At 60.4% G+C, this 16,814-nt stretch carries 13 protein-coding genes; 11 read left to right on the top strand and 2 right to left on the bottom strand.

What is annotated here, in order from left to right; all coding sequences use genetic code 11:
- Positions 1-5: 5 nt before the first annotated feature.
- On the top strand, positions 6-3,470 hold the full coding sequence (smc, locus tag KBX13_RS00515; protein ID WP_256020261.1) for a chromosome segregation protein SMC: 3,465 nt from the start codon (positions 6-8) through the stop codon (positions 3,468-3,470).
- Between the two features lie 15 nt (positions 3,471-3,485).
- Here smc and KBX13_RS00520 read toward each other — a convergent pair whose 3' ends face one another.
- The gene (locus tag KBX13_RS00520; protein WP_256020263.1) at positions 3,486-4,010 is read right to left on the bottom strand and encodes an META domain-containing protein; all 525 of its coding nucleotides are present in this window, start codon (positions 4,008-4,010) and stop codon (positions 3,486-3,488) included.
- A gap of 78 nt (positions 4,011-4,088) precedes the next feature.
- Here KBX13_RS00520 and ftsY point away from each other — a divergent pair, with 78 nt between their 5' ends.
- Both ftsY and ffh read left to right on the top strand, forming a co-directional pair.
- Positions 4,089-5,678, top strand: a complete 1,590-nt coding sequence (gene ftsY, locus KBX13_RS00525) for a signal recognition particle-docking protein FtsY (RefSeq protein WP_256020265.1) — start codon at positions 4,089-4,091, stop codon at positions 5,676-5,678.
- Between the two features lie 95 nt (positions 5,679-5,773).
- On the top strand, positions 5,774-7,375 hold the full coding sequence (gene ffh / locus KBX13_RS00530) for a signal recognition particle protein (protein ID WP_070478854.1): 1,602 nt from the start codon (positions 5,774-5,776) through the stop codon (positions 7,373-7,375).
- A 64-nt stretch (positions 7,376-7,439) separates the two neighbouring features.
- On the opposite strand, the gene KBX13_RS00535 is transcribed toward ffh, so the two are convergent.
- On the bottom strand, positions 7,440-9,605 hold the full coding sequence (locus KBX13_RS00535; RefSeq protein ID WP_256020267.1) for an acyltransferase family protein: 2,166 nt from the start codon (positions 9,603-9,605) through the stop codon (positions 7,440-7,442).
- A gap of 358 nt (positions 9,606-9,963) precedes the next feature.
- On the opposite strand from KBX13_RS00535, the gene rpsP reads away from it, so the two are divergent.
- From rpsP to KBX13_RS00575, 8 genes are all read left to right on the top strand, one after another.
- Entirely contained in the window at positions 9,964-10,458 is a 495-nt protein-coding gene (gene rpsP, locus KBX13_RS00540) for a 30S ribosomal protein S16 (protein ID WP_070362270.1), read from the top strand.
- A 90-nt stretch (positions 10,459-10,548) separates the two neighbouring features.
- The gene (gene rimM / locus KBX13_RS00545; protein ID WP_370687301.1) at positions 10,549-11,061 is read left to right on the top strand and encodes a ribosome maturation factor RimM; all 513 of its coding nucleotides are present in this window, start codon (positions 10,549-10,551) and stop codon (positions 11,059-11,061) included.
- Positions 11,054-12,241 (top strand): tRNA (guanosine(37)-N1)-methyltransferase TrmD, encoded by a 1,188-nt coding sequence (gene trmD, locus KBX13_RS00550; RefSeq protein ID WP_256020269.1) that lies wholly within the window; start codon positions 11,054-11,056, stop codon positions 12,239-12,241. The genes rimM and trmD overlap by 8 nt, the downstream gene beginning before the upstream one ends.
- Before the next feature lie 17 nt (positions 12,242-12,258).
- Complete coding sequence (locus KBX13_RS00555; protein ID WP_256020270.1) at positions 12,259-14,559, top strand: Tex family protein; 2,301 nt, start codon at positions 12,259-12,261, stop codon at positions 14,557-14,559.
- Positions 14,560-14,673: 114 nt separating this feature from the next.
- Positions 14,674-15,021, top strand: coding sequence for a 50S ribosomal protein L19 (gene rplS / locus KBX13_RS00560; protein WP_070362274.1), 348 nt, complete (start codon positions 14,674-14,676; stop codon positions 15,019-15,021).
- Positions 15,022-15,140: 119 nt separating this feature from the next.
- The gene (lepB, locus tag KBX13_RS00565) at positions 15,141-15,830 is read left to right on the top strand and encodes a signal peptidase I (RefSeq protein ID WP_256000340.1); all 690 of its coding nucleotides are present in this window, start codon (positions 15,141-15,143) and stop codon (positions 15,828-15,830) included.
- Positions 15,831-15,855: 25 nt separating this feature from the next.
- The gene (locus KBX13_RS00570) at positions 15,856-16,500 is read left to right on the top strand and encodes a ribonuclease HII (protein ID WP_256020272.1); all 645 of its coding nucleotides are present in this window, start codon (positions 15,856-15,858) and stop codon (positions 16,498-16,500) included.
- A complete protein-coding gene (locus KBX13_RS00575) occupies positions 16,497-16,805 on the top strand; it encodes a DUF2469 domain-containing protein (RefSeq protein WP_070362276.1) in 309 nt (102 codons plus the stop codon). The genes KBX13_RS00570 and KBX13_RS00575 overlap by 4 nt, the downstream gene beginning before the upstream one ends.
- Positions 16,806-16,814 lie beyond the last annotated feature (9 nt).

The following is a 16,814-nucleotide window of genomic DNA, read 5'->3' on the forward strand; positions in this document are numbered from 1 at the left end:
CCACAATGCATTTGAAATCGTTGACGCTGAAGGGCTTTAAGTCCTTCGCTTCTTCGACGACGATGAAGTTCGAGCCCGGCATCTGCGCTGTTGTCGGACCGAACGGCTCAGGTAAATCGAACGTCGTCGACGCGCTTGCCTGGGTGATGGGGGAGCAGGGTGCGAAGAATCTACGCGGTGGGAAGATGCAGGATGTCATCTTCGCGGGAGCGGGGGATCGCAAGCCACTAGGGCGCGCAGAGGTAACACTCACCTTCGACAACAGCGATAAGCACCTTCCAGTGGACTTCACGGAGGTTGCGATCACGCGACGTATGTTCCGTGATGGAGCCTCCGAGTACGAAATTAACGGCTCGAAAGCCCGGCTGATGGACATTCAGGAGCTGTTGTCGGACTCCGGTATTGGCCGCGAGATGCACATCATCGTCGGGCAGGGCAAGCTGTCTGAGATTTTGGAATCGCGCCCAGAAGAGCGCCGTGCGTTCATCGAGGAAGCCGCCGGCGTGCTGAAGCACCGACGTCGTAAAGAGAAGGCACAGCGCAAGCTGCAGTCGATGCAAGGCAACGTCGACAGGTTGCAGGATCTGACAGATGAGCTTGGCAAGCAGCTCAAGCCGCTGGAGCGCCAGGCCGAAGCCGCGAAGCGCGCCGCGACTGTGCAAGCCACGCTTCGCGACGCCCGGCTCCGCCTCGCCGGCCACCAGATGGTCACGCTGCAGGCAGCGCATGCGCAAAGTGACGAGAGTGCGAAGCTGCTCGAAGAACAGGTCGAGGCCGTGACCGCGTCGCTCGAGAGCGCTGAGGAGCAGTACGCGCAGCTCGAGGAAGAACAACGGGAGGTACAGCCGCGTGCCCAGGAGTCACAGGAAACTTGGTTTGCACTGTCATCTCTCGAGGAACGGGCGAACGCGACGTTGCGCATCGCACAGGAACGCGCGCACAACCTGAACACGCAGACTGAGTACCACGGGCAAGACCCAGAGGAGCTGCTCGCTCGGGCAGCAGCAGCGGACGAAGAATATGAGGTGGCCATTGAGGCTGCCGAGGAAGCCGCGGAGCGACTTGAGGTTGTTCGGGAAGACGTTGCCGAATACCAGGCTGCGTTCGATGAAGCTGAACGCGAACACGTGGCGCAGATTCAGGCGGTAGCGGATCGCCGTGAGGGCGTTGTGCGGCTGGTGGCGCAAGAGGAGGCGCACCAGCAGGCCGTGCTCGGAGGTGAGCAAGAGGCAACCCGGCTTGAAGAGCAGCTTTCACTCAGCAGCGAGCGGGCCCACAGCGCCCGCGGCGAAGCCGAGGAGGTAGCGGAGAAGATTGCTGAGCTTGAAGCCCGCCGAGGGCCACTCGTCCATGAGTACGAGCAAGCAAGCTCAGAGCTCACTGCCGCCGAGCAGCGCTTTCAGGAGCTACAGACGCAGCAGCGCGAGCATGAGCGGGCGGTGTTTACGCTGCAGTCGAAGATAGAGACGCTGCAGCACCAAATGCCAACACGTACCGCGGAGGAGATGCTCGGAGGTTATCCCGCGCTTGCATCACTGGTGAAGGCTCCTGCTGACCTGGCAGGAGCGCTGGCTGCCGCGCTTGGTGGCTTCAGTGAGGCATTGGTGGGCGAGCGTGACTTGGACGTTGTGGAGCAGCTGCAATCCGCAGATCGTGCCAGCATCGTTGAGGCAGTCGGCGGCGCGCTGTGGCGTGTTGAAACCGACGGGTGCTATGACTGGCTCCTCGACCACCTCGACGTCGACGTTTCGGTCGCGGGCCCCGTGGCGCGCCTGTTAGCAGACGTTGTTGTAGTGGAGACGCCGCAGGAGGGCGTGGACGTCGTGAAGGCAGACCCACGACTGCGTGCTGTGACGCGAGAGGGGGCACTATTCGGCGAAGGCTGGATGTCGGTAGGCATCGCGAGCGCGTCTACGGTCGAGGTGAGTGCGCAGGTTGAAGCCGCACAGCGAGATCTACACACCGCAGAGCACGCGTTGGCGGAGCTCTCGGGCACGTTTGAGGGAGCGCAGCTCGCAGCCGAGGACGCGCGGGTGAATGTTGCGGCGGCGAAGGCAGCGTTGCGCGAGCACGACACGGTGGTTGCGTCGTGGCAGCGTGAGCATCAGCGCTTGGCTGCGCAATCGGACACGGCCGAGCAAGAGCGCGTCCGTGCCGCGCAGCAGCTTGAGGAGGCAGAGCAGCGGCTCGCTCAGCGCCGTGAGCAACTGCTGGAAACCCAGGAGCGTCTTTCTCGCATCGACGACACTCCTGCTGCGGAAGGCCCTTCGCCCGAGGCCCGTGATGCTGCATCCCAGCAACTGACGCAGGCGAAGGCGATCGAACTGGAAGCGGTTCTCGCTGCTCGTGAGACGCAACAGCGCGCTCAGACACTTGCGGGGAAGGGCGATGCGTTGCGGCGCCAGGCGGAAAACGAGCGCCAGGCAAAAGCGCGTCATGACGCAGCCGTTGCACGTCGGCGGTCCCAGGCCCTGCTCGCCGGAGCCGTGAAGGAACATACGGAGGTTCTGATCTCGCGAGTCCAGGATGCATTACAGCGAGCCACCGCGCAGCGCGATGAGCTGCAGCGCACGCTTGCTGCGCTGCAGGGCAGGATTCAACAAGAGCGATCGCAGGTCAGCGCTGCTCGTCAGCAGCTGAATCGGTTGAGTGACCGCGCGCACGCCGCAGACATTGCAAGGTCGCAGGCGAAGGTGCGTCTTGAGGAAGCTCAGCAGAAGATCGTCGAGTCGCTCGGTATTTCGGTCGATGACTTGCTCGCGAACTTCACGCCGGGAGAAGACTTTGACGAGTCCACTGAGACCCAGCGACTGCGCCAGGCCGAAAAAGACTTGCGCTCTTTGGGGAAGGTGAACCCGCTGGCTCTCGAAGAGTTTAAGGCGCTTGAGGAACGCTATACGTTCCTCTCTACCCAGCTTGCCGATGTGATTCAGGCTCGAAAGGACTTGCTCGACGTCATCGAGGATGTCGACGCCCACATCCTGCAGCTCTTCACGGATGCATGGCATGACGTGGAGGAGGAGTTTCCACGTGTGTTCCATACGCTGTTTCCCGGTGGGGAAGCCCGCCTGATACTCACGGAACCAGATGACATGCTGCTCACCGGCATCGAGATCGAGGCGCGCCCACCGGGCAAGCGCGTCAAGCGGCTGTCACTGCTGTCAGGTGGAGAAAAGTCGCTGACTGCTCTGGCGTTTCTGGTAGCGATTTTCCGAGCGCGCCCGAGCCCGTTCTACGTGCTGGACGAGGTGGAAGCAGCGCTCGATGACGTGAATCTGCGCCGATTGATCGCGCTGCTCGAGGAGCTGCGGCAGGACTCGCAGCTCATTGTGATCACCCACCAGAAGCCGACCATGAATGCGGCGAACGTGCTCTACGGTGTCACCATGCGCGGTGATGGTGTAACGAGGGTGCTCTCACAAAGAATGCGCCCGGCGGGGTCAGCTCCTGACTCCGATCCGGACGCATAAATAGGGGTGCGGGGCTTAGTTCTTTACAACAAGCTCCAGTGTTCCCTCAGAACCAACTGCGAAGAGTTTATCCTGGCCGAGCACTTTCAGGCTCGTGGTCTGCTTCAGCAAGTCGCTGGTGGTATTTTCCCAGATGGTGTCCTCAGACGGGCATGCCTTCCTCGTCGTCGGCGTCTTAAACGTGGAGACCGCACCAGTTGCTTCGTCAATGGTGAAGCCGACGCCGTAGCCGTTGCATGGACCGCCTACAAGCACGTAGCCCTTATCTTCCTTGACAAATTGGACAGTAGCGCCGTCATACAACGGCAGCGGTGCCCAGGTGGTGTTCAGCGCGGTGGTGAGCGCCTCACCAGTCGCTGGCACTGCCTCCTTCGGCGCGTCGGTGCCAACGCTCGGCACGTCTACCTTTGAGCTGCCAAGCTGGCCACTTGAGGCAATGATGCCAAGTCCGACGGCCAGCGAAATCAGCGTTGTGAGGACTGGCAGGATCCATTGGGCAACGTCTTGTGGCAGATTCTTCAAAAATGGGGGAGTATTCATAAACCTTATTCAACCACGTTGTTGGCATAAATGGGGTATTCCACACAGCTTTTGAGCGCCTTTGGCACTATGGAAGTCATGACTACGTACTCGTTATGGATTGCAATCGCAGCTGTGGTGCTCGTGATTCTCATTGTGGGCATCATCATTGTTGGCAATAAACGGAAATCGGCAAAGTCTGTTTCCTTTGAAAAGACCGAGGAGCCGAAAGAACTTACCCAGCAGGAGAAGTCTGGAAACTACCAGGCAAAGGGGGGTTTTAATTTCGCTCAAGCAGGAGTGAAGGAAAAGGAACCTATCCCGCGTGTCGACGCCCCCTCCGATCCGAAGCCCGCTCAGGCTGTGCCAATGCCGGAGCCTGAGCCGCTTGTAGAGGACGGGTCGGCGCCTGAGCCTGAGCCTGCGCCTGAGCCGGAGCCAGTTGAGGAAACTCAGTCCGAAAAGCCTGAGCCGGTGGTTGTACCGGAACCGCAGGCCGACCCTGAACCTGCAGTAGAACCGAAACCTGAGGTTGAGAAGGAGCCGGAACCGACACTGGTCGCGGAAGAGCCAAAGGCGCCCGCGCCTGCAGAACCCGCCTCCGACGAAGCAGACGTCGAACACCAAGACATCGAAGAAGCACAAGAGGCAGCGGACGCAGCCGCAGCAACGGTCGACGGGGCGGAACGTGCCCTGGAAGACGGCGCCGAACCGACCGAGGACGCAATTGTCAGCGAACCAGTCTCCTCCGAGCCTGTCGAGGCAATCGCGCCAGCCGCAGGCCGGATGGGCAAGCTGCGCGGGCGCCTGTCGCGCTCGCAGAACGCGATTGGCCAAGGGCTGCTTGGCATTCTTACCGCGGGCGACCTCGACGAGGACGCGTGGGAAGAGATCGAAGACACCCTCATCATGGCAGATATCGGTGCGGATCTGACCATGCGCATTACCGATGCACTGCGTCAGAAGATTGCCGAGCGAGGCGTGGCATCTGAGGCTGAAGCACGCGCAATGCTGCGGGAAACCCTGATCGAAGCCGCGAAGCCAGAGCTCGATCGTTCGATTCACGCAATGCCGAACGAAGGCAAGCCCGCTGTGATCTTGGTAGTCGGCGTCAACGGCACGGGTAAGACCACCACGACGGGCAAGCTTGCACGCGTACTCGTAGCGATGGGCCACTCGGTGGTACTTGGCGCTGCGGATACATTCCGCGCTGCTGCGGCAGACCAACTGGAGACGTGGGGGCGTCGGGTAGGTGCCTCTACGGTCCGCGGAGCAGAAGGCGCGGACCCTGCCTCTGTCGCGTTCGACGCCGTGGCGACCGGCGTGCAAGAGGGTGCGGATGTCGTGCTTGTCGACACAGCGGGCCGTCTGCACACCTCGACTGGCTTGATGGATCAGCTGGGTAAGGTGAAACGGGTCGTCGAAAAGAAATCCACTGTTGATGAGGTGCTCCTGGTACTGGATGCAACGGTTGGACAAAACGGCATTGCGCAGGCGCGAGTGTTCCGTGAGGTCGTCGATATCACCGGTGTGGTGCTGACGAAGCTGGACGGTACCGCGAAGGGCGGCATTGTGTTCCAGGTACAAGAGGAACTGGGCGTGCCGGTCAAACTTGTGGGTCTTGGCGAAGGCGCCGATGACCTCGCGCCGTTTGAAGTAGAGAGCTTTGTGGATGCTCTGCTGGGATAGCCTGGCGTGATGTGAACAGTTGGGCGGAAAGGCGCTAGGCTAGGTGCGTTCTGTCTCATTACCGAAGAATGAATTAGTTAAGGGAGCAACGCACTGTGTTCGAGTCACTGTCTGACCGCTTACAATCAGCGCTTGGAGGCTTGCGCGGCAAAGGCAAGCTCACCGAGGCTGACATTAACGCCACAGCACGTGAGATTCGGATCGCGCTGCTGGAGGCTGACGTCTCGCTGACTGTCGTACGCGCCTTCATTAAGCGCGTGAAAGAGCGCGCTTTGGGCTCCGACGTTTCAGAGGCGCTGAACCCGGCACAGCAAGTGGTCAAGATTGTTGACCAGGAGCTGACCGCCATTTTGGGCGGAGAGACTCGACGCCTCAACTTTGCAAAGACACCGCCGACCGTCATCATGCTGGCAGGTCTACAGGGTGCTGGTAAGACCACCCTGGCAGGTAAGTTGTCCCGCCACCTGGCAAAACAAGGACACACACCGCTGCTGGTGGCCTGTGACCTCCAGCGCCCGGGCGCTGTGCAACAGCTCCAGATTGTGGGTGAGCGCGCCGAGGTTGCAACGTTCGCTCCGGATCCTGGCACGTCCATAGACTCGTTTGAGCACGAGATGGGCACTTCCCACGGCGACCCCGTCGCGGTGGCGCAGGCTGGTATTGAGCACGCGAAGCAAAACAAGCATGACGTGGTGATCATCGATACCGCGGGTCGTTTGGGTATTGACGAAACGCTGATGACGCAGGCCCGTAACATCCGTGATGCAGTCCAGCCTGATGAAGTCCTGTTTGTGATCGATGCGATGATCGGTCAGGACGCGGTCACGACTGCGCAGGCCTTCGCAGACGGCGTGGACTTTACCGGCGTTGTGCTGACGAAGCTCGACGGTGACGCCCGCGGTGGTGCAGCTCTGTCCATTCGCGAAGTCACCGGCAAGCCGATCCTGTTCGCGTCCACCGGTGAGAAGCTCGACGACTTTGATGTCTTCCACCCGGAGCGCATGTCGAGTCGCATCCTCGGTATGGGCGACCTGCTCTCACTCATTGAGCATGCAGAGACCGTCTTCGACCAGAAGGAAGCTGAGGAGGCCGCGAGCCGACTCGGCACTGGGGAGCTCACGCTCGAGGACTTTTTGAACCAGATGCTGATGATCCGCCGCATGGGCCCGATCGGCAATCTGCTCAAGATGATGCCTGGCGGCAAGCAGATGAACCAGATGGCGGACATGGTTGATGAGAAGCAGCTGGACCGCATCCAGGCAATCATCCGCGGTATGACGCCTGAGGAACGCGCGAACCCGAAGATCCTTAATGCGTCGCGCAGGAAGCGTATCGCTGCTGGTTCCGGCGTGAAAGTCTCTGACGTCAACCAGCTCGTTGAACGCTTTTTCGAGGCGAAGAAGATGATGGGCGCGATGGCCAACCAGTTCGGCCTACCAGGAATGCCGGGCATGGGTGGCGGACGCTCCGCGACAAAGAAGAAGCCCAAGGGACGCAGGGGCAAGAACGGGAAACGCAAGCCCGCGAAGCGCCGTGGTGGAGGCCCGAAGATGCCGGGCATGCCACAGATGCCGGGAATGCCTGGCATGGAGGATCTGCAGAAGATGCAGGAACAACTTCCTCCAGGTATGGAGGGGCTTGACCTCAACAATCTTGACTTCGGCGCAGCGATGAAGCGCATGGGCAAGAAGAAGTAGTCAGCAAAACACTGAAGGGCCGGTACGGGCATCCGTACCGGCCCTTTGCTATGGTGCTCGCACGCTACTGCGTAGCGGGTGCGTCCATCTCCAAGCTCGGTGTGGGATCCGTGGCGGGCCCCGGGAGCAGGCCTAGCTCTTCGAAGATAGGCATCAGCTCAGCCCACAGAAGCGGAGCGAGCGTTGCTGCGTAGGCGTTCGAGATGTGGTTCTGGTCGCGGTAGATGTACACGTTGCCACGCTGTGGCGGGCAAAACTTGTCGTCGCAGAACCAGTCAGCGGTATCGATGGACCACTGGTGATTCTCGGGCAAGAGGTACGAGGTTGCTGGGTCCTCGGGCCCGTAGATTGTGCTGCGCAGTGCTGAGCAGTCGCGTTCGGAGGCACCAGCAACGATGCAGAGGTTCGGGTCCATAGGATCGCCTTCTGGGGTGAACATCCATGGGTTATCGCGCAAACCAACGAACGGGATGCCGTTGTAGGCGAAGTTCTGCCACAGGTTCGCGTAGGCGTCGGGGACCTTGTCCGTGGAAAACGCTGCACCGCCCGCGTGGCCCTCGGGGCGTGTGGAGTTTGAAATCACCAGGTCCGGGTTCATTTCGACGATGTTCTGGAACGCAAGCTCCGACCATTGAGCGCATACATCGCTGACGAACTCGTCTCTGTCGGCACCGCCGATGACAATCGGGCACTCCTGCCGGACGTACGGAATGACCCGGAAGTGGTGCTCTTTCCCGAGCTTGTCGAGGGGCACGACGTACGGCTCGATGTGGGACCCGCCGGTCATCACTACAGTGACGTCGGACTCGAGGTCGCCGTACTGGCAGTCGGGACGAGGCATGTCCGTTGCCGGCTGGGGGATCATGATCATGCACTCGTCTACGCCGATAGGTGGGTAGATGCCCGCAATCAGGGCCGGATCGGGCTGTGGCTTGACGTCTGGGACTTCAGCACCAGCAATGGCGAGGGCGCCCGGGTAAAGGTCCTCCGGAAGATCGCGGTCTGCGTCCTCGATGCGCTGATTCCAAAGCGGTTGGATTGCAAAAATAGTGGCAACGAGCACGGAAACCAGCACGCCGCCGCCTGCGCGGACAACGCCGGTGCGGGTGCGCAGCGTCGAGCGGGCGTCGATAATCGGGGTATCGGTCGATTGCGGGCGCTTTCGGTGTTGACGCAGCGGGTCTTCTACCAGCAGGTGTGTGACGTGTGCGAGTCCGAGCGAAACCGCGATGACGAGGGTGCCAACCCACCACGGAGGAGTCCGGAACCCTCCAGCAAGAGTGACAATGATGAGCAACGGCCAGTGCCAAAGATAGAGGGAATAGGCGATGCTGCCTAGCCACGTCATCGGCTTCGACGCCAGAATGTTTGAGACCGAGTTCTGGTTGCCACTCATGACAATCAGCGCGGCGCCAGTGAGTGGCAGCAGCGTGACAGGGCCGGGGAACGCGAGTGAAGTGGTGACGACGATGCCGGTAATTGAAATCATCACAACGCCAAGGCCCGCAGTCCACGCGGCTGTGCGCTGTGGCAGGAAACGGCTGGTTGGCACGAAGGCAAGCAACCCACCGAGCGCGAGCTCCCACGCACGGGAGAACGTGGAGTAGTAGTTCTGGCCCGTACCGACGAAGCCGAAGCGCGCAGCGTATGCGAACGAAGCAACGGTGATAATGGCGAGCAGCGTGATCGCGCCTCGCTTGGCAATGACAGCCGGAACTTTGCACTTCCAGATCAAGAAGGCCAGCAGCGTCCCCAACAAAATGGCGAAAACGTAGAACTGGCCTTGCACACTCATTGACCACAGGTGTTGCAGCGGAGACGTGTCCTGGCTTGCCGCCGCATAATCCGCATCTTGGGCGATCAGCTCCCAGTTTTGGTAGTACAGCATGGAGGCGGTGAACTGCTTGGAGAGTTCCACGCCCATGAGTTCGGGGGCGAGCAGCATCACACCAAGCATGGTTGCCAGGACAGTGAGCGCAAGTGCTGGAACGAGGCGTCGAATAGTGCGCCACAGTGGCCACCAGGGGTTGAGGCTTGGGTTTGGGCGCATTGCGTAGCGGATCTGGCCACCGAGGAAGAAGTATCCAGACAGCAGCAAGAAGACATCGACGCCGCCTGAGACTCGGCCGACGTAGACGTGGAACAAGACGACTAGTGCGATAGCAAAGCCTCGAAGCCCGTCAAGGTCGACGCGGTATGCGGTTGAGCGTTTCGTGCTCGGTGCAGGCATGCTGAAAAACCTCGTGTACTCTCAGATTGTTTCGCGCCCTCATTACGCTTCATGCTATTTTTCGGCGGGCAACTGAAAAGACGATACCCGCAACAGGCAGGCAAATGGTAACTATCTGCCTAGATAACAAGTCCTGTTTGGGAATTGGTTCGCTATGGGGTAACCTCTTTCAGGTTGATTATCTGTGTATGCAGGTTTTGAACAGGACCAAACTGCGTTCGCGTTGGACCCGTCACGTGCAGAGATGCGCGATGTCGCCCAACCAGTCACGCGCAGGGTAAAGAAGAAGGGTTGAACCAGCCCGCCTATCGTGTTGGCGGGTGTCTGTACTGCCCGGTGACCGTAAAGGAAGATTTTCATGGCTGTAAAGATTAAGCTGCAGCGCGTCGGTAAGATCCGTAACGCGCAGTACCGTGTTGTTATCGCTGACGCGAAGGCTCGTCGTGATGGCAAGGTTGTCGAGAACATCGGTATCTACCACCCGAAGCAGGAGCCTTCCCTCATCAAGATCGACTCCGAGCGTGCTCAGTACTGGCTCGGCGTTGGTGCGCAGCCGACCGAGCCTGTGCTCGCTCTGCTGAAGATTACCGGCGACTGGCAGAAGCACAAGGGCCTCGACGGTGCTGAGGGCACCCTCAAGGTTGCTGAGGAGAAGCCATCCAAGCTTGACCTGTTCAACAAGGCTCTCGAGGAGGCCAACAACGGCCCGACCGCTGAGGCGATCACCGAGAAGCGCAAGAAGGCGAAGGAAGAGGCTGAGGCCAAGGCTGCCGCAGAGGCTGAGGCAGCTGCAGCTGCTGAGGCTGCGGAGTCCGCTGAAGAGGAGTCCCCGGCTGAGGAGTCCGAGGACTAATCCGAACCTCGCAACGGCACGTTCCCGATCCGTGTGGTCGGAGGGCGTGCCGTTTTTTGTTTGCGAAGTGGGCGTCGAAAAGTAGGGTAATTGAGCATGGAGCTACTGATTGGTCGGGTCGTGAAGACTCACGGTATTAAGGGCGAAGTCGCGGTGGAAGTGCACACGGACCAGCCCGAGGTCCGCTTCGCAGTGGGCAGCAAGCTGCGCGGCGCGCAAACGGGGAAGGATATTGAACTCACCGTTGCGACGGCCCGCCCGCACAAAGGACGCCTGTTGCTCAGCTTCGAAGAGGTGCCGGACCGTACCGCCGCTGAGGGGCTGCGAGGGCTGAAGTTTTTCGCGACGCCGCTTGAACGCGGGGAGGACGCGGACCCGGATGAGTTCTACGATCACGAATTGATTGGACTGAATGTGCGTCTTGATGGGGAGGAGATCGGGCAGGTCACAGGTGTGATGCATACGCCGGGGCGCCAGATTCTAGAGGTTGAGTACGACGGCCGTGAGGTCCTCGTGCCGTTCGTGAGCGATATTGTGCCCGAAGTAGATCTGGAGAAGGGCTTCCTGTCCATCACCCCGCCTGAGGGTTTGCTCAATGTCTAGGCACACCTTGAGGCTCGACATTGTCACCATTTTCCCCGAATACCTTGAGCCGCTGCGCCACGCGTTGTTGGGCAAGGCGATTGAGCAGGGGATTGTGAGCGTCCGCGTGCATGATCTTCGACAGTGGGGGCTTGGTGTACATAAGTCTGTCGACGCCCCTCCGCTCGGCGGCGGGCCTGGTATGGTGATGCGCCCGGATGTGTGGGGTGAGGCGCTTGATTCCGTGGCAGCTGGCAACGAAGGTGAAGGGTTGCGTTCCGCCGCACCGCACCGCAATGACAAGGCCCGCCACGATGAGGTTCACGCCGTCGCGCCGCGGCCGTATGAAGTTAGTGATGTCCGCGAAGGCGAGTCTGCTGAGCAACCGCTGCTGATTGTGCCCACCCCGGCGGGTACACCGTTTACGCAGCAGGACGCGCAGGCGTGGTCGCGTGAGTCTCACATCGTGTTTGCCTGTGGCCGCTACGAGGGTATTGACCAGCGAGTCTTTGTTGACGCCCAGCAGCGGTACCGGGTGCGCGAGGTCTCTATTGGGGACTACGTGCTAATCGGCGGGGAGGTAGCTACGTTGGTGATCGCGGAGGCCGTTACCCGCCTGATCCCCGGGGTGTTGGGCAATACGCAAAGCCACGAGGACGATAGTTTTTCCGATGGGTTGCTTGAGGGACCGAGCTACACAAAGCCACGAACGTGGCGCGGGATCGGCGCCCCTGACGTGCTCTTTTCGGGTGATCACGCCAAGGTGGAGCGCTACCGACGTGATGCATCGCTGCTGCGCACGCAGCAAGTCCGCCCGGAGCTATTGGACGCCGCCGAGCTCGATGAGGATGACGAGTTTGCGCTGTACGGCCGCGACGTCGTGACGGCAATGCAGGTGCTCGTCGACGAGAAGCGCTGGCCGAAGGCGCGCAAGTCTTTGGCCCGTGTGTTGCGCAAGGCCGGCTACCGCGAGCCCAAAATCTCACTGGAGCCGATCGGCCCGCACTGCGAGGATGAGTCGATTCTTGAGACCGATTACCTGTTGAAGGAGGGGCACCCGCCTCTTGAGTCTTTGTGCAGGCTCGAGGTGCGCGGCCGCACCGCGCTCGAGCTGGACGCTGCGACGCAAGCGGTGGTCGCAGGCCTGCCCAGAGGCACCTACTGGTACGGATCGACCCGCCTCGTGGATGGGAACGCATAAGCATTAGAATGTCCGGAATGACGTTCATTGCTGAGACCATTGCATCGGAACTCCAGGTAGCGCCACGCCACGTTGAGGCTGCGCTGCAACTGTTGGCAGAGGGGAATACGGTCCCATTCATTTCTCGCTACCGGAAGGAAGCTACCGGTGGCTTGGATGACACACAGCTGCGCCACATTGAGCAGCGCAATGCGTATTTGATCGAGCTTGAGGAGCGCAAGGCTTCGGTCATTGAGGCGATCGAGGAGCAGGGCAAACTCACTGATGAGCTCAAGGCGCTCATCATGGGTGCGGATACGAAGGCGCGCGTCGAGGATCTCTACCTGCCGTATAAGAAGCGCAGGAAGACCAAGGCGGATATCGCGCGTGAGGCTGGTCTCGAGCCGCTCGTAGAGTTGCTTATTGACGCCCCTTCGGCCGACGCCGAGGCTGAGGCGGCAAGCTATGTCTGTGAGGGGTTCGCCGACACGAAAGCGGTGCTGGACGGTGCCCGCGCGATCTTGGTTGACAGGATTGCCACCGATGCGGATCTCGTCGGCGAGGTCCGCGACAAGGTGTACGAGTCCGGAACGATGCGTTCGAGCGTCGTCGAAGGCAAGGAGAACGAGGGTGCGAAGTTCCGAGACTATTTCGACTTCAGCGAGCCATTCGCCTCGTTGCCGTCGCACCGCATTTTAGCGCTGCTGCGAGGCGAGCAGGAAGGTGTGCTTTCGCTGGATTTGGACGCCGGAGATGATGCGGCGTACGAGGGGATGATCGCGAACCGTTTCGACCTTAACTGTGAAACGAGCCCGTGGTTGGCGAAGGCCGTGCGGTGGGCATGGAAGACAAAGCTGCAGGTCTCTTCTAATTTGGATACACGGATGCGTCTGAAGGAGCGCGCGGATGAGGCGGCTCTGGACGTCTTCAGTACGAATCTTCGCGATGTGCTGCTGGCCGCTCCTGCCGGTCAACGCGCGACCCTGGCGCTGGATCCGGGTTACAGGAACGGCGTAAAAACAGCGACCGTAGATGGCACGGGGAAGGTGCTCGCAACCGCGATCGTCTACCCACACCAGCCGCAGAACCAATGGCAGCAGGCGGTGCAGGTGCTCGCGAACACTGTGGCGGAACACGGCGTGGAGCTCATCGCGATTGGTAACGGCACGGCGTCGCGGGAGACGGAGAAGCTTGCACGAGAGGTCGCGGACATGATCGCAGCAGCGGGCGGGCGCAGGCCTGTTCCGGTGGTGGTGTCGGAATCGGGTGCGTCGGTGTACTCGGCTTCGGAAATCGCGGCTCAGGAGTTTCCGGACATGGATGTGTCACTGCGTTCCGCGGTCTCGATTGGGCGGCGCCTCCAGGACCCGCTTGCGGAGCTGGTCAAGGTCGACCCGAAGTCAATTGGCGTGGGGCAGTACCAGCACGATGTGAATCAGGCGGCGCTCGCGCAGTCGTTGGACGCCGTGGTGGAGGACGCGGTGAACTCAGTCGGGGTGGACGTCAATACGGCGTCGGTACCGCTGCTGGAACGAGTCGCTGGCGTGACGCCGACGATCGCAAAGAACATCGTTGCCTACCGCGATGAACATGGTGTGTTTGCTTCGCGCAAGGAGCTGAAGAAGGTGCCGCGACTTGGGCCGAAGGCCTTCGAGCAGTCGGCCGGCTTCCTACGCATCCAAGGCGGAGAGAATCCGCTTGATGGCTCCGCTGTGCACCCGGAGGCCTACCCCGTTGTGGAGCGCATCGCTCAGCAATCTGGGGTGGACACTGCGGCACTCGTTGGTAACAGCAGAGTGCTGTCGGGTCTACGTCCGCAGGACTTTGCCGACGACACCTTCGGCGTCCCAACCATCACGGATATCTTTGCCGAGTTGGAAAAACCAGGACGGGATCCGCGTCCGGAGTTTAAGACGGCCACTTTTAAAGAAGGCGTACACAAGGTGTCTGACCTCCAGCCGGGCATGATTCTGGAAGGGACGGTCACCAACGTCGCCGCGTTCGGCGCGTTTGTGGACGTCGGCCTGCACCAGGATGGCCTCGTGCACGTGTCTGCGATGAGCCATTCTTTTGTGAAGGACCCGCACGAGGTCGTGCGCTCGGGTGAAGTGGTGAAGGTGAAGGTCCTCGAGGTGGACGTGCAGCGCCAGCGAATTAGCCTCACGCTGCGCCTGGATGATGAGCCGGGGAGCGAACAGAAGCGTGAGTCTTCACGCGGGAAGAAGCCGCAGCAGAAGCCGAGCCGTCAGGGTGGGAAGCGCCAGCGAGGTCGCGCTGGAGGTGCGCCGCAGGGCGGTTCGATGGCGGATGCACTCAAGCGTGCCGGATTTGGGAAGTGACGTGCTCGCATGTAAAATCGTGCGGGTTATTGTAAGCGACATGAACCAGCCGAGCGTCCACCTGTGGAAAAAGCCGCTAGGGTCCTCTGTCCAGAAACGTAAAGGATTGCTTCAATGAGCAACGGCATTATTGATCTTGTAGACGCAGGCCAGCTGCGTGACGATATCCCTGACTTCCGTCCGGGCGATACCCTCGACGTACACGTCAAGGTTATCGAGGGTTCGGTCACCCGTACCCAGGTCTTCACTGGCTTCGTCGTTCGTCGTCAGGGTGACGGCATCCGTGAGACGTTCACGGTCCGCAAGGTTTCCTTCGGTATCGGTGTTGAGCGTACCTTCCCGGTACATTCCCCGAACCTGGAGAAGATTGAGGTCGTCCGCAAGGGTGACGTACGTCGCGCGAAGCTGTACTACATGCGCGACCTGCGCGGCAAGGCTGCCCGCATCAAGGAGCGTCGCTAAGCGCATACCCGCTTCTTGCGCAGCACCCCGCACACTTACGCTTCGTAAGGTGCGGGGTGTTTTGTTGCGCTGCTAGAGTGTTGCGGGTGAACGAAAAGAGCGCATCCGAAGAAAAATCCATGCCGTGGTACATCGAAATCCCGATGGTTGTTGTACTCACCTTGGTGTTCATCTTCATTATTCAGACATTCATTGGCCGCCTCTATGTGATTCCTTCTGCGTCGATGGAGCCGACGTTGCATGGGCAGGACGGCAAGGGTGATCGCATCTTCGTGGAGAAGGTGTCCTACTACTTTTCTGATCCGGAGCCGGGTGACGTTGTCGTGTTTAAGGGGACTGACTCGTGGAATACCGGCTTCGTCACTAACCGCTCCGACAACCCGGCCATTGCCGGTCTGCAGGAGGTGTCCTCCTGGGTGGGGCTGGTGCCGAAGGATGAGAACACGTTGGTCAAGCGCATCATCGCAAAGGGTGGCCAGACGGTGTCCTGCCAGGAGGGGGATCCGGCGGTGATGGTGGATGGAAAGCCGATCGACCAGTCGTACACGCTGCAGCCGAACTACTACCCGGTGGATCCTCAGACTGGGTCCGACGCTTGCGGTGGTAATTATTTCGGCCCGGTAACTGTCCCTGATGGGAACTACTTCATGATGGGTGATAACCGCACGAATTCCGCTGATTCGCGCTACCACCTTGGTGATGAGTACCAGGGCACGATCCCGGAGGAGAACCTTCGCGGAAAAGTTCTTGCGATTGTGTTCCCACTCCAGCGTTTTGGTGGCGTCGACGACCCGGCGATCCAGCAGTAGCCCTACGCTTGGTGTGTGAGCTGTGGTGCGTCGTTTGAAGCAGCTTCGGACGTACGAGGTGGCGCTCGAAAAAGCAGGGCTCGGACCAGTCGTCGGGGTTGACGAGGCCGGCCGGGGCGCCTGCTTCGGGCCACTGACAGTCGCCGCGTGCGTGCTACCACCGCAGCCGATACGGCAACTTGAGGGGTTGACGGACTCCAAGCAGTTGACGGCGAGGCGTCGAGAAGCACTCTTTGACATCATTTGCCAACACGCGCTCGCGTACTCGATCGTGCACGTGCCCGCTAGCGAGATTGATCACCGCGGGGTGCAGCATGCCAACATTGACGGGGCCCGGCGCGCAGTTGCGCAGCTAGAGACGGAGGCGCGGTACGCGCTTGTCGACGCCTTCCATATCGCGGGTTTGCCCGTACCACAACTGCCGATTATCGGCGGTGACGCGAGTGCCCGGTGCATCGCCGCCGCCAGTGTGCTAGCCAAAGTGAGCCGCGACCATCTCCTCGATGGCTACGCGGAGCAGTACCCGGGGTATGGGTTGGAGCGCCACAAGGGGTATGGCACGAAGGCACACATGGATGCGGTGCGCCGCCACGGGGCGACGCCGCAACATCGTTATAGTTATGCCAACGTGAGAACTGCCGTTGAGATTTACGAAGGGGGCACCGCATGAGTGCTGAGGATCTGGACAATTACGAGGCTGACGTCGAGCTGTCGCTGTATCGCGAGTATCGAGACGTCGCGAGCCAGTTCTCGTTTGTTGTGGAGACGGAGCGTCGTTTCTACCTTGCGAATGCTGTCGAGTTGATCCCGCACAAAGACGGCAACGATGTGTACTACGAGGTCCGTATGTCGGATTGTTGGGTGTGGGACATGTACCGTGCGGTGCGTTTTGTGCGCTACGTCCGCGTAATTACGTACAAGGATGTCAATATCGAGGAGCTAGACAAGCCGGACATCACGTTCCCTAATTCGTAGTCTGCGTTT

It is taken from the genome of Corynebacterium sp. CCUG 51687 (assembly GCF_024453995.1).
In the GTDB taxonomy this organism is placed as follows: Bacteria; Actinomycetota; Actinomycetes; order Mycobacteriales; family Mycobacteriaceae; genus Corynebacterium; species Corynebacterium pseudogenitalium.

Coding starts and splice junctions, on each gene's coding strand:
- rpsP (WP_070362270.1), top strand. CDS start 9,964: ATGGCTGTAAAGATTAAGCTGCAGCGCGTCGGTAAGATCCGTAACGCG.
- rplS (WP_070362274.1), top strand. CDS start 14,674: ATGAGCAACGGCATTATTGATCTTGTAGACGCAGGCCAGCTGCGTGAC.
- lepB (WP_256000340.1), top strand. CDS start 15,141: ATGCCGTGGTACATCGAAATCCCGATGGTTGTTGTACTCACCTTGGTG.
- smc (WP_256020261.1), top strand. CDS start 6: ATGCATTTGAAATCGTTGACGCTGAAGGGCTTTAAGTCCTTCGCTTCT.
- KBX13_RS00520 (WP_256020263.1), bottom strand. CDS start 4,010: ATGAATACTCCCCCATTTTTGAAGAATCTGCCACAAGACGTTGCCCAA.
- trmD (WP_256020269.1), top strand. CDS start 11,054: ATGTCTAGGCACACCTTGAGGCTCGACATTGTCACCATTTTCCCCGAA.
- KBX13_RS00555 (WP_256020270.1), top strand. CDS start 12,259: ATGACGTTCATTGCTGAGACCATTGCATCGGAACTCCAGGTAGCGCCA.
- ftsY (WP_256020265.1), top strand. CDS start 4,089: ATGACTACGTACTCGTTATGGATTGCAATCGCAGCTGTGGTGCTCGTG.
- KBX13_RS00575 (WP_070362276.1), top strand. CDS start 16,497: ATGAGTGCTGAGGATCTGGACAATTACGAGGCTGACGTCGAGCTGTCG.
- KBX13_RS00535 (WP_256020267.1), bottom strand. CDS start 9,605: ATGCCTGCACCGAGCACGAAACGCTCAACCGCATACCGCGTCGACCTT.